Below are 17,737 nucleotides of genomic sequence, written 5' to 3' on the forward strand. Positions count from 1 at the left end.
TTGCGTACCTATGTCCAGGCTCGTCGGTCTGCAGGCTCCCGATTTCACCGCCACCGCTGTGGTGGATCAGGAATTCAAGGAGGTCACCCTCTCCTCCTACCGCGGCAAGTACGTGGTGCTGTTCTTCTATCCCCTCGATTTCACCTTCGTCTGCCCGACGGAGATCACCGCCTTCTCTGATCGCTACAGCGAGTTCTCCAGCCGCAACTGCGAAGTGCTGGGCGTGTCGGTGGACAGCCAGTTCTCCCACCTGGCCTGGATCCAGACCGACCGCAAAAACGGCGGTATCGGTGACATCGCCTACCCGCTGGTGGCCGACCTCAAGAAGGACATCGCCCGTGCCTACGAGGTGCTCGACGAGGAAGCTGGCGTGGCCCTGCGCGGTCTGTTCATCATCGATCCCGATGGTGTGATCATGCAGAGCACCATCAACAACCTGCCCGTGGGCCGCAGCGTCGACGAGACCCTGCGTCTGCTCCAGGCCTTCCAGCACATCCGCAACAACCCCGACGAGGTGTGCCCCGCCAACTGGACCCCCGGCGAGAAGACCATGAACCCCGACCCCGTGAAGAGCAAAGAGTTCTTCGCTGCCGTCAACTGAGTCCAACTCAGGCAGTCAGGGGCCCTTCGGGGCCCCTTTTTTGTGTCTGGATCAGGCGCTGAGCAGCCGCAGTTGGCCGGAGCGACCATCCAGCTCAGCCTGAGGGCCCAACGGCAAGGCCAGATTGGGGCGTCCATGGCCAACGGGAAGGTTGCGGACCAGCGGCACCCCCAGGGGTGCCAGCCGCTCCAGCAGGATCTCCTCCATCGAGAAGTCGCCTGTCAGCACGTCGTCCTCCGCCCAGCTGAAACGGCCCAGCCCGATCCCCGCCACCCCATCCAGCAGACCACTGCTGCGCCACTGGGTGAGCTGGCGATCGATGCGATAGGGAGCCTCACCGGTGTCTTCCAGCACCAGAATCGCCCCCTTCAATGGAGGCAACCAAGGCGTGCCGATCAGGCTGGTCGCGATGGTGAGGTTGCTCACCACCAGCGGGCCGCGAGCCACTCCGCCCTGCACCGGGAAGCCCTGCAGTGGGGCCACAGGCCGGTGTTGCAGCAGGGCCACCAGCCGCTGCCACCCCGCTGCGTCACGGCCAAACCAGCCGTGGACGCCGCCAACACTGCCTGCAGCCCACTGCGCTAACAGCAGCGCAGAACAATCCGAAAAGCCCAGGCACCAACGCGGCGAGGCCGGACATCTCCAGCCCGCCTCCAGAACACGCGCACTGCCCCAACCAGCGCCCACGTAGAACAGCGCATCCACGCGAGGATCGAGCCACGCCTGCTGCAATGCCGCATGGCGGTGAGCATCGGTTCCAGCGAACCAGTGCCAGCGCTGGTGGAGTCCGGGCGGACGCAACAGCTCCCATCCTTCTGCGGCGCAACGCTGGCTGAGCTGATCCAGCAACGGATCGGCCGGATCCAGCCACGTGCCGGGCGCCAGGGCCGCGATGCGGCTGCCACGAGTCAGTGCAGGTGGTTGCGGGGCTGTGAATTGAGCACCGCCAGCCGCCCCAAAGGCGCTGCCAGCGACGGCAAGGCCAGCCTGCAACAGCCGGCGCCGCCTCATGGCTGGCTCAACCGATCAGGCTGGCCAGCAAGCGACGCCCATCCACACCGCCAGTGGTTGGATCACAGGCGCGCTCGGGATGGGGCATCAGGCCCAGCACATTGCCCTGGGTGTTGCTCAGACCAGCCACATCGCCCACCGAGCCGTTGGGGTTGTTGCAGTAGCGCAGCACCACCTGGCCGGAATCGCCCAGCTGCTTGAGCAGCTCGGGATCCGCCTGGTAGCGCCCTTCGCCATGGGCGATCGGGAAATTCACCACCTCACCGCTGGTGTAGCCCTGCAGCCAGGAGCACGGGCCAGGTTCCACTCGCAGATCGGTGGGCTCACAAATGAAGTGCAGCTTTTGGTTGCGCGTGAGCGCTCCAGGCAGAAGCCCCATCTCCGTCAGCACTTGGAAGCCGTTGCAGATGCCGAGCACCCGCCCACCGCGCTCGGCGAAGGCGGCCACCTCCTGGAGCACCGGAGCGAAACGAGCGATGGCGCCGCAGCGCAGGTAATCCCCATAGCTGAAGCCACCCGGGATCACCACGGCATCGAGGCCGCTCAGATCACGCTCCTCATGCCAGAGAAAACGGGTCTTGATACCAAGGCAGCCCTCAGCGGCCCATTGCACGTCCCGGTCGCAGTTCGAACCGGGGAACACCACCACACCAAGGCTCATGCTCAGGCTCCTGCGCTGCTGTCGTCCTTGAGTTCGAGGGTCCAGTTCTCGATCACAGGGTTGGCGAGCAGCCGATCGCTGAGCAGCTCGAGTTGGGCGCGAGCTGACTGTTCGTCCGGAGCGTCCAGTTCCACCTCCACGGCCTTGCCGATGCGGAGCTTGCTCACACCGTCCACGCCTAAACGCGCTGCGGCAGCCCGGGTGGCCTCCCCGGCGGGATCCAGCACCGACGGCCTGAGGGACACCAACACGCGGGCGGAGAAGAGCGGCACCTGAGCTCCACGAGGATTGTTAAATCTTGGCAGGCCGGCTGCCACACCCCCTTGTGCATGGTCACGGTGGAGGTAGAAGCCGCAACGCCGGCCAGTGGCCCTTCACCGTCTGCCAAGCCATCTGCTGCACGCGGCCTTGCTCATGGTGCCGCTGCTGTCGATGCCGACGGCGCGCGCCCAGCCAGCCCTGAGCCTGCCGCTGGAATGCCAGCTCAATCAGGGGGCATGGCAACCCTGCACCCTCACCATCGAGCAGATGGGTGAGCGCTGGTGGTTGCAGATCGGTAAGCAGCGCCTTGTGTTCCACAGCAATGGACGCGGCACCATCACCTTGAGCGACCCAACTGGGGTGAGCCGCACGGTTCAACCGATGTGGACCGCCCAACGGGAACTCTGTTGGGACGGGGTGTGCACGAAGGGCGACTTTCCCCTCGATTAACCCCGCCGATGGGCCGTACCGCCAAGAGATCTCAGGCGTTCTGAATCGCGTGCTCCAGGGCCGCTCCATCCACCGCCAGACCCAGCGCCACCAGTTCCAGCCCATCCTCTGCAGGCCTCTCACCGGGTGACTGGCTATCGAACCAGCACTCCAATCGGGGACCGACCGCCTGAATCTGCAGGGGATGGCGTTTGCCGGGGAGCCAGGCGCGCCCCTTCAGGCGCAGCAGGGTTTGAGTCCGGATCTGGCTTTCCAGTGCAGCCTCGAGCCGGCTGCGATCCAAGGACCCGTTCCAGCGCACCACAGCGGACTGCATCGCCACATGGCTGTGGTCGTGATGGTCGTGATCGTGATGATCGTCGTGGTCGTGGTCGTGGTTGTGGTGAGCCCCATGCTCCTCTCGCTCCAGGCCCAACAGCAGCGCCGCCGGCACCTCCCCCCGTTGCATCGGCACCACTGACACGCCCGAACGAACCAGAGCGGTGATCTGCGTCTGCAGCTTGGCAATCTGCTCGCTTTCCAGCCGGTCGGCGCGGCTGAGCAACACCAGGTCAGCCGCGTCTAATTGATCGTCAAACAGCTCTTGGATGCTGCTGAGGTGATCGAGGTTGGGATCAGCCAAGCGCTGGGCTTCCAGGGCGGCGGGATCTCCCACCACGCTGCCGGCCGCGAGCGCCTCACCATCCACCACCGTCACCACACCACTCACACGGGTGCGGGTGCGGATCTCGGGCCAACCAAAGGCCTGCACCAACGGCACCGGCAAAGCCAGGCCACTGGTTTCCACGACAATGCCGTCGAGCTGATCAGCCCGCTCCAGCAGCGTTTGCATCGTGGGCAGGAATTCATCCTGCACGGTGCAGCAGAGGCAGCCATTGGCGAGTTCCACCACACGACCGTCGAGCTCGTCTTCGGGGCAGAAGCCGCAGCTGCGGATCAAATCACCATCGATGCCCACTTCGCCGAATTCGTTGACCAGCACCGCAAGGCGAAGGCCGCTGCTCAACAGCAATTGACGCAGCAGGGTGGATTTACCGGCACCCAAAAACCCCGTCAGCACGGTGACGGGCAAACGCCTGGTCGCTGATGTCATCTCAACCCACCAGGGCTGTCCAGCTGAACGCGGCACCAATGCCGATCAGGCTGCCGGCAAGCAAGGTGCGGCCTTGACCCTCAAGGCGTTGAGCAGCTCCACGCAGGCTGACCAGAGCAAGAAGCAGCAGGGCACCCTGGCTAAGCAGAAGGCCCAACAGGTAGGTGGCGATCGGGGTGTTCTCCCAGCCGATCACGGTGCTGCTGAGCACATAGCCATGCAGGGCAAAGGCCGGCAGCAGAAGGATCTGAGGCAGGCGGCGCAGCACCACAAGCCCTTCCACCACCAGCGTCAGCGACACCAGCAGCTCAGCCACAGGCAGACCAGGCCAAACCAGGCCCAGGGCGGTGCCTGCCAGGCCAACGGTCAGCAGTGTGAGCATCCAACGAACCGAGCGCTGCAGGCCCACAAGGGCCAGGGCAATCAGAAAAAGCAGATGATCAGGACCGAGCAGGGGGTGGGCCAGACCGCTCAACAGACCGGTGAAGGCGTTTGGCACCAGGTGCATAGCCTCCATCGGGTGATGGGCCAGGGCGGGCCCGGCCATCAGCAGGGCCAGAGCGCCGGCAACCGGCATGAGGCGTTGAATCATGTCTTGGCCTGGTCCGCGCCAGGGGTGAGGGAGCAACGACCGGCGGGCGTTCTGACTGCGAACGCGGCCTCAGCCCCGTTCGATCACAGCTGCGGGACAGCGCCGGATTCGCACCGGACTTTCCCCGTTTCCTCTTCGGGCTGATCCCCCGAAGAACCGACGCCATCAATGTAGTGGGTCTTCGCGGTTGGGTTGCTCTGGCCGATCAGCGGCAGTTGAGGCTGTCGCGGGTGGCGACACCCGTGCGTGCGTTGGTGCCGCTGGCGCGGCTGCAGAGTTCCTTCTGTTGCGGCAGATCCAGCACCGCATCGGTGAAATCCGCGCCCGCAATCTCGGCACCGGCGAATTTGCTGTTCATCAACATCGCGTTACGCAGCACGGCATCGCTGAGGTTGGCGTTGTCGAAGCGGCTGGCAAACGCCACAGCGTCTTCCAGGTCGGCGCCGCGCAGATTGGCGCCTTGCAGATTGGCGGTGTTGAACACGGCGCCGCGCAAATCGCTCTCGCTGAGGTCGAAGCCCTCCAGGTTGGCCTTGAGGAATTCCTGCTGCTGCAGGTTGCGGCCGTGCATATCGGGCTGCAGGTCTTGCAGGCTGCGTTGGCTCCGCAGCTCCGGAGCTGTGATCGCGGCAGCGCTCTGGCCCCAGAGCACCAGTGGCAGCAACAGCACCACTGCCGCCCGCAGCGTGGCCTGCAGGGCGCTGGCCAGGAAGCGTGGGAGCGGCAACACGGCAGCACTACGTTGGGCAGCCAAGTTATTGCAGGCAGCCGCCGCAGCGCGATCGATGAGCAAGACCCTGCGGGTGGTGGTTCCGCCCCATCCTCTGATCGGCCACTGGCTCACCCTGCTGCGCGATCGCGAGACGCCTCAGGCCCTGTTCAATACCGCCATGGCTGAACTGGGGCGCTGGCTCACCTATGAGGCCATGCGCGATTGGATCCCCTACCAACGCGTTCAGGTGCAAACACCGCTGGCCAGCACCGAGGGCACGGTGGTGGATGGTTCAGTCCCGATGCTGGCTGTCCCCCTGTTGCGTGGTGGGCTGACCCTTTGGGAAGGCGCGCGCCCAGTGGTGCCGAGTGCCGCGGTCGCCCATGTGGGTGTGAGCTACGGCGATGGCACGGCGCCGGCAGCCCTCTGGTGCAACACCCTGCCTGAAACCATCCCGGCTCGAGCTGGGGTGCTGGTGTTCGCGCCTCAGGTGGCACGGGGCGACAGTTTGCTGCGGGTGCTGGAGCAGCTGGAGCAGCGTGGTGTGGGCGGCCAGCGTCTGCGGGTGATCACGGCGCTCACCGCCAGTCCTGGCCTGAAGCAGCTGGGTGAGCGCTACGAAGACCTCACGATCTACACCGGCTGCATTGATGCAGAACTCGACAGCGAGGGCCGCATCCTGCCGGGGATCGGTGACGCCGAACAACGGCTCTATGGCCTCAGCCAGACGAACTTCGTAGGCTGAGCGCACAGCATTCCGATCACGGCGCAATGGCCAACCGAGACAGCGGTTCCGGCTCCCTGGGCACCCTGTTGGCCGGCGCCCTGATCGGCGCCGCAGGACTCGGCTGGTGGCTGCTCTCCGAAGCAGAGCGTCGCCGCGGCGAGCAGCGGCAGAACCGCAGCCTCCGCCTCAACCGGCTCTCCTGGAATGAGGATGAGGCTCTGGATCCCCCGACCACCAGCCGGCCCCTTCGTGAAACCGAGCTGCAGGACAAGGTTCATGAGCTCAACCAGGCCATCGAAGACGTGCGCCGTCAGCTGGAGAGCATGAGCACCCAGGGCTGAGGCAAAGCGGGCCAGGCCGCTCGGTAGGTTGCTGCTACGACACTGCCGCAGCCATGCTTCGCTCCGCCGCGATCACCCAGGGCATCCAGCGCTCCCCCAACCGCGCCATGCTTCGGGCGGTTGGTTTCGGTGACGGCGACTTCAGCAAGCCGATCATCGGCATCGCTAACGGCTACAGCACGATCACGCCCTGCAACCTGGGCCTGAACGACCTGGCCCGCCGCGCCGAGGAGTCCGCCCATGTAGCCGGCGCGATGCCGCAGATGTTTGGCACCATCACGGTGAGCGATGGCATCTCGATGGGCACCGAGGGGATGAAGTACTCGCTCGTGAGCCGTGAGGTGATTGCCGATTCAATCGAAACCGCCGTCAACGGCCAGAGCATGGATGCGCTGCTGGCCATCGGCGGCTGCGACAAGAACATGCCCGGCGCCATGCTCGCCATGGCGCGCATGAACATCCCCTCGATCTTTGTGTACGGGGGCACGATCAAGCCGGGCAAGCTCGGAGCCTGCGATCTCACCGTGGTGAGCGCCTTTGAGGCGGTGGGTCAGTACAGCGGCGGCAAGATCGACGAGCAGGAGCTCACCGCGATCGAAAAGAACGCCTGCCCCGGCGCCGGCAGCTGCGGCGGCATGTTCACCGCCAACACGATGAGTGCGGCCTTCGAAACGATGGGCCTGAGCCTGCCCTACAGCTCCACGATGGCGGCCGAAGATCCCGAAAAAGCCGATAGCGCCGCCCGCAGCGCGGAGGTACTGGCTGAGGCGATCAAGGCCAACATCCTTCCCCGCGACCTGATGACCCGCGAGGCGTTTGAAAACGCCATCAGCGTGATCATGGCCGTGGGCGGCTCAACCAACTCGGTGCTGCACCTGCTCGCCGTGGCCCGCACCGCCGGCGTTGACCTCTCGATCGATGACTTCGAGACCATTCGCCAGCGGGTGCCCGTGATCTGCGATCTCAAGCCCAGCGGCCGCTACGTGACCGTGGACCTGCATCAGGCCGGTGGCATCCCCCAGGTGATGAAGCTCCTGTTTGATGCCGGCCTGCTGCACGGCGACTGCAAGACCATCGAAGGCAAAACCCTCAAGCAGGTGCTCGCCGATGTGCCCTCAGTGCCCCCCGCTGGGCAAGACGTGATTCGCCCCCTGAGCAATCCGCTCTATGCGAAGGGCCACCTGGCGATCCTCAAGGGCAACCTCGCTGAAGAAGGCGCCGTGGCCAAGATCAGCGGTGTGAAGAACCCGGTGATCACTGGCCCCGCGCGCGTGTTTGAAAGCGAGGAAACCTGCCTCGCCGCCATCCTCGACAAGCAGATCAACCCTGGTGATGTGGTGGTGGTGCGCCAGGAGGGCCCCGTTGGCGGCCCGGGCATGCGCGAGATGCTCAGCCCCACCGCGGCAATCGTGGGCCAGGGCCTGCTGGATTCCGTGGCGCTGATCACCGATGGGCGCTTCTCCGGAGGCTCCTTCGGCCTGGTGGTGGGTCATGTGGCACCGGAGGCCGCCGTGGGCGGCACGATCGGTCTGGTGCAGGAGGGCGACAGCATCACGGTGGATGCCAATCAGTTGCTGATCCAACTCAACGTGGATGAGGCCGAGCTGGCGAAGCGCCGCGCCGCCTGGACCAGGCCCGCCCCCCGCTACCGCACCGGTGTGCTCGGCAAGTACGCCCGACTGGTGAGCTCCAGCAGCAAGGGCGCCGTCACCGATCAGGCTGAACTCAGCGCAATCTGATCAGGCGGCCCCGCCCCAGCGCGGGTGCAGGAATCCAGTGCTCGCGCTGATGCAGCGAAGCCAGCGGCAGTGGTGCAAAGTGCCCATCGCGCATCAGGCTCTGCTGCAATGCAGCCCAGTCAGGCTCTCTGGCTTGTTGGAGTTCTGCCTCGTCGAGGCTCCAGTGGGCAGCCGCCGATTCATCGCACCACTGGGTCAACCGTCGCATCGCTTGCCCATGGGACCCCTGATTGCGAAAGGTCTGCATCGCCTTTTGATCACGCCAGAGCGTCAGCGTCCAGAAGGCGTTGTGGCGATCCCGTAGGAGCATCAGGCCCAGCAGGCCATCACAGCGCAACGACTGCAGAATGGATCCGAGCACCCAGACGATGAATCCGGGGTAAGCACGCCAGCTGTGGAGGCGTAGGCGTGTGAGTGAAAGGATGGCCATCAGCAGGCCGGCAGATCAACGCCCACCAGCGAAGCGCGAATGCGCCGGCACAGTGCCTCAAGAGGCGCTCCATCGGCGGGCCGTTCGCAGCGTTCGCCACTGGCCGGATGCATCCACACCGGATGGCTCCCATGCCAAAGCATGGGGGCTTGGTCATCGCTCACCCGGCTGAGCATCAAGTTGAGATCGTCGCCGCTGCGGTAGATCTCCAGCTCCAGATCAGACTCCATCACGCGCACACCGTCGCTGTCGCGGGCTTCGATCAACAATGCGCAATCGCTGCACTCACCGATGGTGGTGGGAGCCTCGCCACTGAACCGCAGTGCATGGCGGTGCGGCTTGAGGCACAGATCCGCGGCCTTGGCCAGATCCATGAGAAAGGCCTCGAAGGGACCGACTGGCTCGCCGGCATCAAAGGGGGAGAGATCCATCAGCGCTCGCCCCTCACACCACAGCCCGGATGGAACGGATCAAAAACTGCAGCTCGCCAGGCCTGAATCCAGGGTTACGGCCGCCCATGTCGCCGAATTTGGAATGGAGAATCTGCAGCCGGGTGACGCCTGCGGCGTCAAACCGCAGCGGCAAACCCACAGGGGTTGCACGCACGCTGGGGGTGAGCCGATTGAACGGAATCACCACAACTGAGGTGCCGTTGGGGCGAGTGGAAAACTCGGCCACCCAGCGAAGGCCTCCAGGGATCAGCTCGGTGAGCCCGGCCAATCCATCGCGGCAAGCGATGGCGAGCTTGTAGCGGCGGCCATCACCATCAACCGCTAGCTCGAGGGCTCCATAGGCAGAGAGATCCAGGGGCGGATCAAACACCGGTGAACGGCAGCTCACGAACCCACCACCTTCGGGCTCCACAAAGGCCTGCAGCAACAGACCGTCGCTGGTGGTCTGCACAGCCCCCTGGCTGCGGCCACCCATGATCGTGTCGTTCAGGGCCTGCCAGCCGGCAAAGCCATCGCCACTGGCGATCGGCTGGGGAACAAGCATCGAGGAGATCAGGCAGACAGGGCTTGGGCCGCTTCGGCGTCCGCGAGCACCAACACGGGAGCCTGCGGCTGCACCAGCTTGGCGGGTGTGCGCTCCGCTTGTTCCGCAGGATCAAGCAGGCGCCGTAGCGCCTCGCCCTTCCCAGCACCGCTGACCAGAAAGATCACCTGACGCGCCGCACTGAGCACCGGTGCCGTGAGGCTGATGCGCTCCAACCCCTTGCCGGCGCCGATGGTCACCAGCCGGGTGCGCTCCTGGGTGGCAGCTGTTCCTGGAAACAGCGAGGCCGTGTGGCCGTCATCCCCCAACCCCAGAAGCATCACATCGAACCGTGGTGGATCCCCGGGGCAGAGATCACGCACATACGCCTCGAATGCATCCACCGAGGCGGCAGGCGAATCGAGTTCGGTGGGAACGGGATGAAAGCAGGCATCAGCCCCGGGGCCACCCGCGGCCAGCAACGTATCCCGCAACATCCGTGCATTGCTCGCAGGATCCGTGGGCGGCACCCAGCGTTCATCACCGAGCACCACATCCACCCGATTCCAGGGCAGATGTTCCTTGTTCAGCACGCGGTAGGCCGCTGCTGGCGTGGTGCCTCCAGAGAGGGCGATGTGGGCGCGGTCGCGCTCATCGAGGGCGAGATCAATCAGCGCGGCAATGCGCTCGGCGCACTCGCGAGCCAGCTGGGTGGCATCGCTCACCACCTCCAGCTTGTAGGTGACGGAAGAGGGGCTCATCAAAGGGGCCCTCTCACATCCACTCGGTGTGGAAACTGCCGGGCTGATCCACGCGCTCATAGGTGTGGGAGCCGAAGCAGTCGCGCATGGCCTGCACCAGGTTCTGGGGCAGGCGGCCGGTGAAGTAGCTGTCGATGTAATCGAGGGAGCTGCTCAGGCAGGGCACAGGAATCCCGGCTGCGGCTGCGCCGGCCACCACCTGCCGAAGTCCGGCAATGCGGCGCTGGATCTGGTCGGTGAACCAGGGATCCACCATCAGGTTGGGCAGATCAGCCTTGGCGGTGTAGGCGTTCTGGATGCGCTGCAGCAAGCGAGCACGGATGATGCAGCCTCCCTTCCAGATCTGGCCGATGGCCGATAGGTCGAGGTTGTAGTTGTGAAGCTTGGAGGCCTCTTGCAGGAGCGCCATGCCCTGGGCATAGCTGGCGATGCAGGCGAGCACGCAGGCATCCATCAGCGGGGCCATCGCATCAGTGGGGTTGCCAAGCTCCACCGCCCGTGACGCCGGAGCAGCAAGGTGCGACTCAGCCGCCATGCGCTCGGCTCGCATCGAGCTGAGCACGCGGGCGTTGAGGGCGGCGTAAATGGTGGGCACAGGCACACCCATCTGCAGGGCGCTCTCCACGGTCCACAGGCCGGTGCCTTTCTGGCCGGCGGCATCCACGATCTTCTCCACCAGATCAGCGCCATCAGCTGGATCCTTGGTGCGCAGGCAGATCTCGGTGATCTCCACCAAGAACGACGACAACTCCTCGGTGGCGTTCCACTGCTTGAGCACGTCGGCCATGGCGTCGCCGTTCATGCCGGCGCCGCGTTTCATCAGGTCGTAGGCCTCGGCCAGGATCTGCTCGATCCCGTATTCGATGCCGTTGTGCACGGTCTTCACAAAGTGGCCGGCACCGCCAGGCCCGATGTAGGTGACGCAGGGACCATCGTCGACCTGGGCGGCCATCTTGCGCACCAGGCTTTCGATCGCGTCGTAGGCGGCTTTGGTGCCCCCAGGCATCATGCTCGGCCCCTCGAGAGCACCCTTGGCACCACCGGAAACGCCCATGCCGATGTAGCCGAAGCTTTTGCTTTCCAGCTCGGCGACACGCCGTTCGGTATCGGTGTAGAGGGAATTGCCGCCGTCGATCAGCAGATCGCCTTCCTCCAGCAGCGGTGAGATCTGCTGAATCATGGCGTCGATCGGATCGCCCGCCTTGATCATCATCAAGATGCGGCGCGGTCGCTGCAGCTTGCCCACAAAATCCTCGAGGGAGGTGGCGCCGATGATCTGCTTACCGGCTCCGCGGCCTTTGAGGAAGTCCTCGGTCTTGGCGTAGGTGCGGTTGTACACGACGCTGGAGAAACCGTTGCGCTCAGCATTGAGCACCAGGTTTTCTCCCATCACACCCAGGCCGATCAGGCCGAAATGGGCCTTGTCCATCACGAGGTTTGAAGTGGTTGTCACAAGTGTGGCGGGGCTGCCCCAGCAGCGCAGCCCCATCGTTGCCAACTGGCAACGTCAACGTGCTTCAGATCACCGTGCCGTCGGCGATCGTGGCGTTCTTGACGACCACCACGATGCCGTTGCGGATGTAGAAGCCGAGTTCAGGCCGGTCGGCTTCTTCAACCCGATCCTTGTTCACGATGGTCACATCGCGGCCGATGCGCACGTTTTTGTCGAGGATGGCGCGCTTCACCGTGGTGCCGCGCCCCACCCCGAGCGGTGTGCCGCCGCGCTCCCGCAGCACGGCTCGCTCCTCGCTCGACTCGAAGAAGTCGTTGCCCATCACCAGGGTGTCCTGAAGCACCACCTCGTCTTCAACGCGGGTTCGCACGCCCAGCACGCAGTGATGCACGCTGCAGGCCTTGAGCATCGAGCCCTCACCGATGATCGATTGCGTCACCTGGGCGTCGAGCATCTTGCTCGGGGGCAGGTAGCGGGGGCGGGTATAGATCGGGAACTGTTCGTCGTAGAAGGAGAAGGCCGGGTTGGGCTGATCGGTGAGCGCCAGGTTGGCCTCGTAGAAGGCACCGATGGTCCCGATGTCCTCCCAGTAGTCGTCGAAGAGGAAGCTCTGCAGGTGATCGCCGCGCTTGAGCGCCTCGGGGATGATCTCCTTGCCGAAATCGGTGGCGGTGGGGTTCTTGGCCAGCAGGTCGAACAGGGTGTCGCGGCTGAACACATAGATCCCCATCGAGGCCAGGTAAGGCCGCTTCAGGGCTTCATCGGCAGCAAGCCCGAGCCGTGAGGTGTCCACCCACATCGCCTTGAGTTCCTCACCCTTGGGCTTCTCGCGAAACTCCTGGATGCGGCCGTGATCATTGGTATGCATCAGGCCGAAACCTTCCGCCTGGGCGGCGTCCACCGGCAGGGCACCGATGCTCACATCAGCGCCGCTGGCGATGTGGTGGTCCACGAAGGTGCTGTAGTCCATCCGGTAGAGCTGGTCGCCGGAGAGGATCAGGTAGTGGTCCACATCCCACTCCTGAAACAGCCACTGGTATTTGCGCACCGCATCGGCGGTGCCTTCAAACCAGCTGGGGCTCTCCGGGGTCTGCTGCGCAGCCAGCACCTCAACAAAGCCCTGGCCAAAGCCTGAAGAGAGATTGTAGCTCTGGGTGAGGTGCCGGTTCAGTGAAGCGCTGTTGAACTGCGTCAACACGTACATCTTGTTGATGCCGGAGTTGATGCAATTACTGATCGGAATATCAATCAGGCGATATTTGCCCGCCAGAGGCACAGCAGGCTTGGCGCGCATCTTGGTGAGCGGATAAAGGCGCGTGCCGGCTCCGCCGCCGAGAATGATCGCCAGAACGCGCTTCATGCCTGATTCCTAGTGCCTTGGGCGCCAAGACGGTAGGCGAAGCAATGCCCACACCGGAACCCTTCTGAGCAGATTGGCTGAAAACGGAAAGGCCGCGTCACAAGCGCGGCCTCACCAGGTCTCGGGGAGCACAGGAGAACGTCTCAGTCCTGGCTTTCGTGCAGCTCGAACAGGTCTTGAAGCACCTTCATCGCCTGATGCCGCTGCTGGCGGGATTGCGGTGCCCGCAGGTTGGTGACAGGGGTGTGCAGGATCTTGTTGATGATGCCTTTGGTGAGCGCCTCCACCACCTTGCGCTCACGAGCCGAGAGGTCAGGGCCCATGCGGCTGAGCGCTTTCTGCAGCTCCTGTTCGCGAATCACTTCCAGCTGGGTCCGCAAGCGGTTGGCGACGGGAACAGCCTCAAGACCATCCCACCAATCGAGGAAATCGCGGCCCTCCTGGCGCAGCATCCCTTCAGCTTCAGCGGCGATCTCGCGGCGGGCCTCCTGGTTGCGTGCCACCACCTCCTGCAGGTCGTCCACGTCGTAGGCGTTGACGCCACCCAGCTCGCCAACACCGGCGGCGATGTTGCGGGGAACGCCGATATCCACCAGCATCAGCGAGGAGCGGCGGTTGAGCTTCTCAAGCCGCTCCACCGTGATGATCGGCTCCTCAGCACCGGTGCTGGTGAACACCAGCGAACACGTGCTCAGGCAATGATCCAGATCGGCGAGGGGCCGGCACTGCACTGGTAGGCCGGGGAAATCAGCGGCCATCTGCTCAGCCCGTTCCACTGTGCGGTTGAGCAACACCACACCACGGGCCCCTTTCGCCTGAAGGTGCTGCAACAGCAGGCGAGCCATGCGACCCGCGCCCACCACGGCGATCTGCTCCTGATCGAGCGGCACCAGATCGTCGACCCCACGGGCCTGGCCCACTTTCAGCTGGGCGAGCTCCACGGCGGCGGAGCTGATCGATACTGCGCCGGTGCCGAGATTGGTTTCACTGCGCACTCGCTTGCCGGTGCTCACGGCCTGATTCAACAGGCGATTGAGAATCGGACCGATGGAGCGGTGCTCCTGGCCCAGGCGATACATCTTTTTCACCTGGGAGAGGATCTGGCCCTCTCCAAGCACCAACGAATCGAGTCCAGCGGCCACCCGCATCAGGTGGGCGACAGCGTCTTCGTGGTGATAGGTGAACAGGTGGGGGGTGAGCTCTTCAAGCTCAAGCCCGGAATGATCGCTGAGAAAACTGCCAACGGCGCTCACTCCCTGTTCGGGATGGCGCAGGAGGGTGTAGATCTCGAGCCTGTTACAGGTGCTCAGGATCGAGGCTTCCAGCACCTCATCGCTCGAGCGCAGCCGCTGCAGGGAATCCTCGATCGCCTGCTCGGCAATGCTGAGGCGTTCCCGGATCTCCACCGGGGCCGTGCGGTGACTGAGGCCGACGACGGCGATGTGCATGGAGCGGAAACGAAACGTGCGAGGGAAGGCGAAAAGGGTGTGCCAACACAAAGGCGGGGTGCTCTGAAGGATTCAGAGCACCCCAACCAAAGCGGGAGCAATCAGCGCAGAGCGATGCTCTGGGCGCCGTCCTTGATGTGCACGGTGGTGGTGAAGCGTGCGGTGTTGTCGAGGGTGCTGATCACCAGGGAGCTGGTGCGGGTGCAGTCCTTTTCGAACTTCACGCCATCGAACAGCAGACCATCGGTGATGCCGGTGGCTGCGAACACCACGTTCTCGCCGCAAGCCAGTTCTTCGGCTTCGTAGATGCGGTCGGGATCGGTGATGCCCATCTCAGCCAGGCGGGCCAGGTTGCCTTCTTTGGTCAGGCCCTCCCACTCGGAGGTCTGGGCCACGGCCGGGTCGTACACCAGCTGACCCTGGAAGTGACCGCCGAGGGCACGCAGGGCGGCAGCGGAAATCACACCTTCGGGAGCGGCGCCGATGCCCATCAGGCAGTGGGTGCCGGTGCCAGCAAAACCGCAGGCAATCGCGGCCTGCACGTCGCCATCGGAGATGGGCTGCACGCGGGCGCCAGTGGCTCGGATCTCCTTGATCAGATCCTTGTGACGGGCACGGTCCATCACCACGATCACCAGCTCATCCTTGGGAATGCCCAGGCACTGGCTCAGGATCTCGATGTTCTCGGTGGCCGATTTGCGGATATCCACCTTGCCCTTGGCGGCCGGGGGAGCGGCCAGCTTCTTCATGTAGAAGTCGGGCGCGTTGAACAGACCGCCGCGGTCGGACGCTGCGAGCACAGCCATCGAACCGCGCTGGCTGTTGGCGCAGAGGTTGGTGCCTTCGCAGGGATCCACAGCGAAGTCGACGCCGGGGCCGGTGCCGCTGCCCACTTCTTCGCCGATGTAGAGCATGGGCGCTTCATCGCGCTCGCCCTCACCGATCACGATGCGGCCCTGCATCTGAATCTTGTACATCCGCTCGCGCATGGCTTCCACGGCGGCGGCGTCAGCCTCGTTCTTGAGGCCCATGCCGGTGAGCTTGGCGGAAGCGATGCCTGCCTGCTCAACAACCTCGAGAATTTCTTGAATCAGGGTGCGATCCACAGGCGGTGCAGCGAAGGGAAAGGGAGGTCAACGCCAGGAGGTGCTTGGGATCGTGACCGCCGGAACCGTGTGAACAGCCGGTTCGGCCAGCAACACCAAGGCCTTTCAGGCTTGAAGCGCCGCTCACTGTATCAGTGCTGCCAGAGCCTCTTCGAGCCGTTGTGAGGGCGCTTCAAAGGCCATTGGATGGTGCATTCCTACAATCGCCCCTCTCTCTGCCAGCAGCGCTGCCATGAGCACCAAACCCCTGGTGATCTCGCCGTCGATCCTTTCGGCCGATTTCTCCCGCCTCGGCGATGACGTGCGCGCTGTGGATCAAGCCGGTGCTGACTGGATTCATGTGGATGTGATGGACGGCCGCTTCGTGCCGAACATCACCATCGGCCCCCTGATCGTGGAGGCGCTGCGTCCTGTGACCCAGAAGCCGCTCGACGTTCACCTGATGATCGTTGAGCCCGAGAAATACGTGGCCGACTTCGCCAAAGCCGGGGCCGACATCATTTCCGTTCAGGTGGAAGCTTGCACCCACCTGCACCGCAACCTGGCCCAGATCAAGGATCTCGGGAAGATGGCCGGCGCCGTGCTCAACCCCGGCACCCCGATCGACACGCTCGAGTACTGCCTGGAGCTGTGCGACCTGGTTCTGGTGATGAGCGTGAACCCTGGCTTCGGCGGCCAGAGCTTCATCGAGAACCAGGTGCAGAAGATCCGCGACCTGCGCCGTATGTGCGATGAGCGCGGCCTTGATCCGTGGATCGAAGTGGATGGCGGCATCAAAGCCGAAAATGCCTGGAAGGTGATCGAGGCCGGCGCTAACGCCATCGTGAGTGGCTCGGGCGTGTTCAATCAGCCCAGCTACGCCGATGCCATCACCGGCATCCGCAACAGCAAGCGCCCGGTAGCTGTGGCTGCCTGATCGCAGCGGCTGCCAGCATCAAGATGTGCAGGGCCTGATCAAACGCAGGCCCTGCCAAACAAAACATCGCTTTCTGAAGACCCCGCTTTCCGCACGAGCTGTGCAGATAGCGGGGTTTTTGCTGTTTGCTCCAGTCAGCGATCAGGCGCTGAGGAACCAGCCGTAGCTGTGCAGGCCGATGCCGAGCAGGTTCACGCCGATGTAGCAAACGCAGATCACCACCAAGCCGGCCACAGCCACCATCGCCGGCCGGCGGCCCTGCCAGCCGCGGCTCAGCCGGGTGTGCAGATAGGCGGCATACACGAGCCAGCAGATCAACGCCCACGTTTCCTTGGGGTCCCAGCTCCACCAGCTACCCCAGGCTTCATTCGCCCACACAGCACCGCTCACGATGCCGATCGAGAGCAGCAAGAAGCCCACGGTGATCGTGCGGTAGCTGAGGCTATCGAGCTGCTCACTCAGCGAAAGAGTGGCACTGCTTAGTTGCAGAGCTACTGGTGAGCCGCCTTCGGTGGCCAGACTGGCCTGGCGGAACGCTCCGCTGCCGATCGAGCTGCTGCGCAGCTCCAGTTGCTGACCGCGGTCGGTGAACAACACCGCCAAGGAGAGCAGCGAGCCCACCAGCAAAGCGGCGTAACTGACCATGATCACGCTCACGTGCATCACCAGCCAGCTGGAGCGCAGGGCCGGCACCAGCGGAGCGGCCTGCTGCAGCTGATCAGGAAGGGCAAAGCTGGCAAAAGCAACACAACCCAGACCCATCGGCGTGGCGGCCGCCGCCACGATCGGGGAGGGGTAGCTGCGCTCCACCAACAACTGGGTGAGAGTGCAGGCCCAGGCCAGGAAGCAGAGTGATTCGTAGAGGTTGCTGATCGGGAAGTGACCCGACTGCCACCAGCGCAACACCAGCTGGGCGGTGAGCGCCAGGTTGGCCGCTGCCACCATCAAGCGCACAGCCTGACTGCCCTGCCCGCCGCCGCTCACGCTCCAGAAGGCCAGGGGTAATGCCAGGAGCAGCAAGGCGAAGGCACCGAGGCCAAGAGCCAAAACCGGATCGGTCACGAAAAAGGAAAACCACGCAGGGAATGGCGCCCAGTCTG

21 protein-coding genes and 1 riboswitch are annotated in these 17,737 nt (G+C 64.3%); of the genes, 6 read left to right on the forward strand and 15 right to left on the reverse strand.

Features of this window, described 5'->3' with window-relative positions; translation table 11 throughout:
• Positions 1-10: 10 nt before the first annotated feature.
• Positions 11-601: a peroxiredoxin gene (locus H9532_RS05990; RefSeq protein WP_217795617.1), complete on the forward strand. Its 591-nt coding sequence runs from the start codon at positions 11-13 to the stop codon at positions 599-601.
• Positions 602-652: 51 nt separating this feature from the next.
• Here the strand turns inward: H9532_RS05990 and H9532_RS05995 are convergent, their stop codons facing one another.
• Genes H9532_RS05995 through purS form a run of 3 tightly spaced genes read right to left on the reverse strand, consistent with a single transcriptional unit; the run spans position 653 to position 2,545 of the window.
• Positions 653-1,612: an LD-carboxypeptidase gene (locus H9532_RS05995; RefSeq protein WP_296366426.1), complete on the reverse strand. Its 960-nt coding sequence runs from the start codon at positions 1,610-1,612 to the stop codon at positions 653-655.
• A 7-nt stretch (positions 1,613-1,619) separates the two neighbouring features.
• The gene (purQ, locus tag H9532_RS06000) at positions 1,620-2,273 is read right to left on the reverse strand and encodes a phosphoribosylformylglycinamidine synthase subunit PurQ (RefSeq protein WP_296366430.1); all 654 of its coding nucleotides are present in this window, start codon (positions 2,271-2,273) and stop codon (positions 1,620-1,622) included.
• Positions 2,274-2,275: 2 nt separating this feature from the next.
• Complete coding sequence (gene purS, locus H9532_RS06005; protein ID WP_296366432.1) at positions 2,276-2,545, reverse strand: phosphoribosylformylglycinamidine synthase subunit PurS; 270 nt, start codon at positions 2,543-2,545, stop codon at positions 2,276-2,278.
• Positions 2,546-2,639: 94 nt separating this feature from the next.
• On the opposite strand from purS, the gene H9532_RS06010 reads away from it, so the two are divergent.
• Positions 2,640-2,984 (forward strand): hypothetical protein, encoded by a 345-nt coding sequence (locus H9532_RS06010; RefSeq protein ID WP_296366434.1) that lies wholly within the window; start codon positions 2,640-2,642, stop codon positions 2,982-2,984.
• Positions 2,985-3,015: 31 nt separating this feature from the next.
• Here the strand turns inward: H9532_RS06010 and cobW are convergent, their stop codons facing one another.
• The 3 genes from cobW to H9532_RS06025 form a co-directional block, all read right to left on the reverse strand.
• Entirely contained in the window at positions 3,016-4,077 is a 1,062-nt protein-coding gene (gene cobW, locus H9532_RS06015) for a cobalamin biosynthesis protein CobW (RefSeq protein ID WP_296366436.1), read from the reverse strand.
• A 1-nt stretch (position 4,078) separates the two neighbouring features.
• The gene (locus H9532_RS06020) at positions 4,079-4,669 is read right to left on the reverse strand and encodes a HupE/UreJ family protein (RefSeq protein WP_296366439.1); all 591 of its coding nucleotides are present in this window, start codon (positions 4,667-4,669) and stop codon (positions 4,079-4,081) included.
• 23 nt (positions 4,670-4,692) lie between these two features.
• A riboswitch (cobalamin riboswitch) is annotated at positions 4,693-4,845 on the reverse strand.
• 29 nt (positions 4,846-4,874) lie between these two features.
• Entirely contained in the window at positions 4,875-5,399 is a 525-nt protein-coding gene (locus H9532_RS06025) for a pentapeptide repeat-containing protein (RefSeq protein WP_296366441.1), read from the reverse strand.
• Positions 5,400-5,454: 55 nt separating this feature from the next.
• Between H9532_RS06025 and upp the strand changes: the two genes are divergently transcribed.
• From upp to ilvD, 3 genes are read left to right on the forward strand one after another with little or no spacing between them, the layout of a single operon-like run.
• Entirely contained in the window at positions 5,455-6,126 is a 672-nt protein-coding gene (gene upp, locus H9532_RS06030) for a uracil phosphoribosyltransferase (RefSeq protein WP_296366443.1), read from the forward strand.
• A 26-nt stretch (positions 6,127-6,152) separates the two neighbouring features.
• Positions 6,153-6,449 (forward strand): hypothetical protein, encoded by a 297-nt coding sequence (locus tag H9532_RS06035; protein WP_296366445.1) that lies wholly within the window; start codon positions 6,153-6,155, stop codon positions 6,447-6,449.
• Between the two features lie 53 nt (positions 6,450-6,502).
• Positions 6,503-8,188, forward strand: a complete 1,686-nt coding sequence (gene ilvD / locus H9532_RS06040) for a dihydroxy-acid dehydratase (protein WP_296366446.1) — start codon at positions 6,503-6,505, stop codon at positions 8,186-8,188.
• Here the strand turns inward: ilvD and H9532_RS06045 are convergent.
• The 8 genes from H9532_RS06045 to glpX all read right to left on the reverse strand — a co-directional run bounded on the left by H9532_RS06045 (position 8,175) and on the right by glpX (position 15,721).
• Positions 8,175-8,618, reverse strand: coding sequence for a hypothetical protein (locus H9532_RS06045; RefSeq protein ID WP_296366448.1), 444 nt, complete (start codon positions 8,616-8,618; stop codon positions 8,175-8,177). The two genes, ilvD and H9532_RS06045, sit on opposite strands and share 14 nt — an antisense overlap.
• Positions 8,618-9,049, reverse strand: coding sequence for a hypothetical protein (locus H9532_RS06050; protein WP_296366450.1), 432 nt, complete (start codon positions 9,047-9,049; stop codon positions 8,618-8,620). Before H9532_RS06050 ends, H9532_RS06045 begins: the two co-directional genes overlap by 1 nt.
• Before the next feature lie 13 nt (positions 9,050-9,062).
• Positions 9,063-9,614 (reverse strand): CIA30 family protein, encoded by a 552-nt coding sequence (locus H9532_RS06055; protein ID WP_296366453.1) that lies wholly within the window; start codon positions 9,612-9,614, stop codon positions 9,063-9,065.
• A gap of 8 nt (positions 9,615-9,622) precedes the next feature.
• Complete coding sequence (pgl, locus tag H9532_RS06060) at positions 9,623-10,354, reverse strand: 6-phosphogluconolactonase (protein WP_296366455.1); 732 nt, start codon at positions 10,352-10,354, stop codon at positions 9,623-9,625.
• A gap of 13 nt (positions 10,355-10,367) precedes the next feature.
• Complete coding sequence (gndA, locus tag H9532_RS06065; RefSeq protein ID WP_296366458.1) at positions 10,368-11,783, reverse strand: NADP-dependent phosphogluconate dehydrogenase; 1,416 nt, start codon at positions 11,781-11,783, stop codon at positions 10,368-10,370.
• A gap of 88 nt (positions 11,784-11,871) precedes the next feature.
• On the reverse strand, positions 11,872-13,167 hold the full coding sequence (locus H9532_RS06070; protein WP_296366460.1) for a glucose-1-phosphate adenylyltransferase: 1,296 nt from the start codon (positions 13,165-13,167) through the stop codon (positions 11,872-11,874).
• A gap of 143 nt (positions 13,168-13,310) precedes the next feature.
• On the reverse strand, positions 13,311-14,615 hold the full coding sequence (locus H9532_RS06075) for a glutamyl-tRNA reductase (RefSeq protein WP_296366462.1): 1,305 nt from the start codon (positions 14,613-14,615) through the stop codon (positions 13,311-13,313).
• A gap of 101 nt (positions 14,616-14,716) precedes the next feature.
• The gene (gene glpX / locus H9532_RS06080) at positions 14,717-15,721 is read right to left on the reverse strand and encodes a class II fructose-bisphosphatase (protein ID WP_296366464.1); all 1,005 of its coding nucleotides are present in this window, start codon (positions 15,719-15,721) and stop codon (positions 14,717-14,719) included.
• 232 nt (positions 15,722-15,953) lie between these two features.
• Here glpX and rpe point away from each other — a divergent pair, with 232 nt between their 5' ends.
• Complete coding sequence (gene rpe / locus H9532_RS06085) at positions 15,954-16,637, forward strand: ribulose-phosphate 3-epimerase (RefSeq protein WP_010308233.1); 684 nt, start codon at positions 15,954-15,956, stop codon at positions 16,635-16,637.
• A gap of 141 nt (positions 16,638-16,778) precedes the next feature.
• Here rpe and ccsB read toward each other — a convergent pair whose 3' ends face one another.
• Positions 16,779-17,699 (reverse strand): c-type cytochrome biogenesis protein CcsB, encoded by a 921-nt coding sequence (gene ccsB / locus H9532_RS06090; protein WP_296366469.1) that lies wholly within the window; start codon positions 17,697-17,699, stop codon positions 16,779-16,781.
• Positions 17,700-17,737: the final 38 nt, after the last annotated feature.

Origin of the sequence: Vulcanococcus sp. Clear-D1 (assembly GCF_014654725.1) — a bacterium.
Lineage (GTDB): Bacteria > Cyanobacteriota > Cyanobacteriia > PCC-6307 > Cyanobiaceae > Vulcanococcus.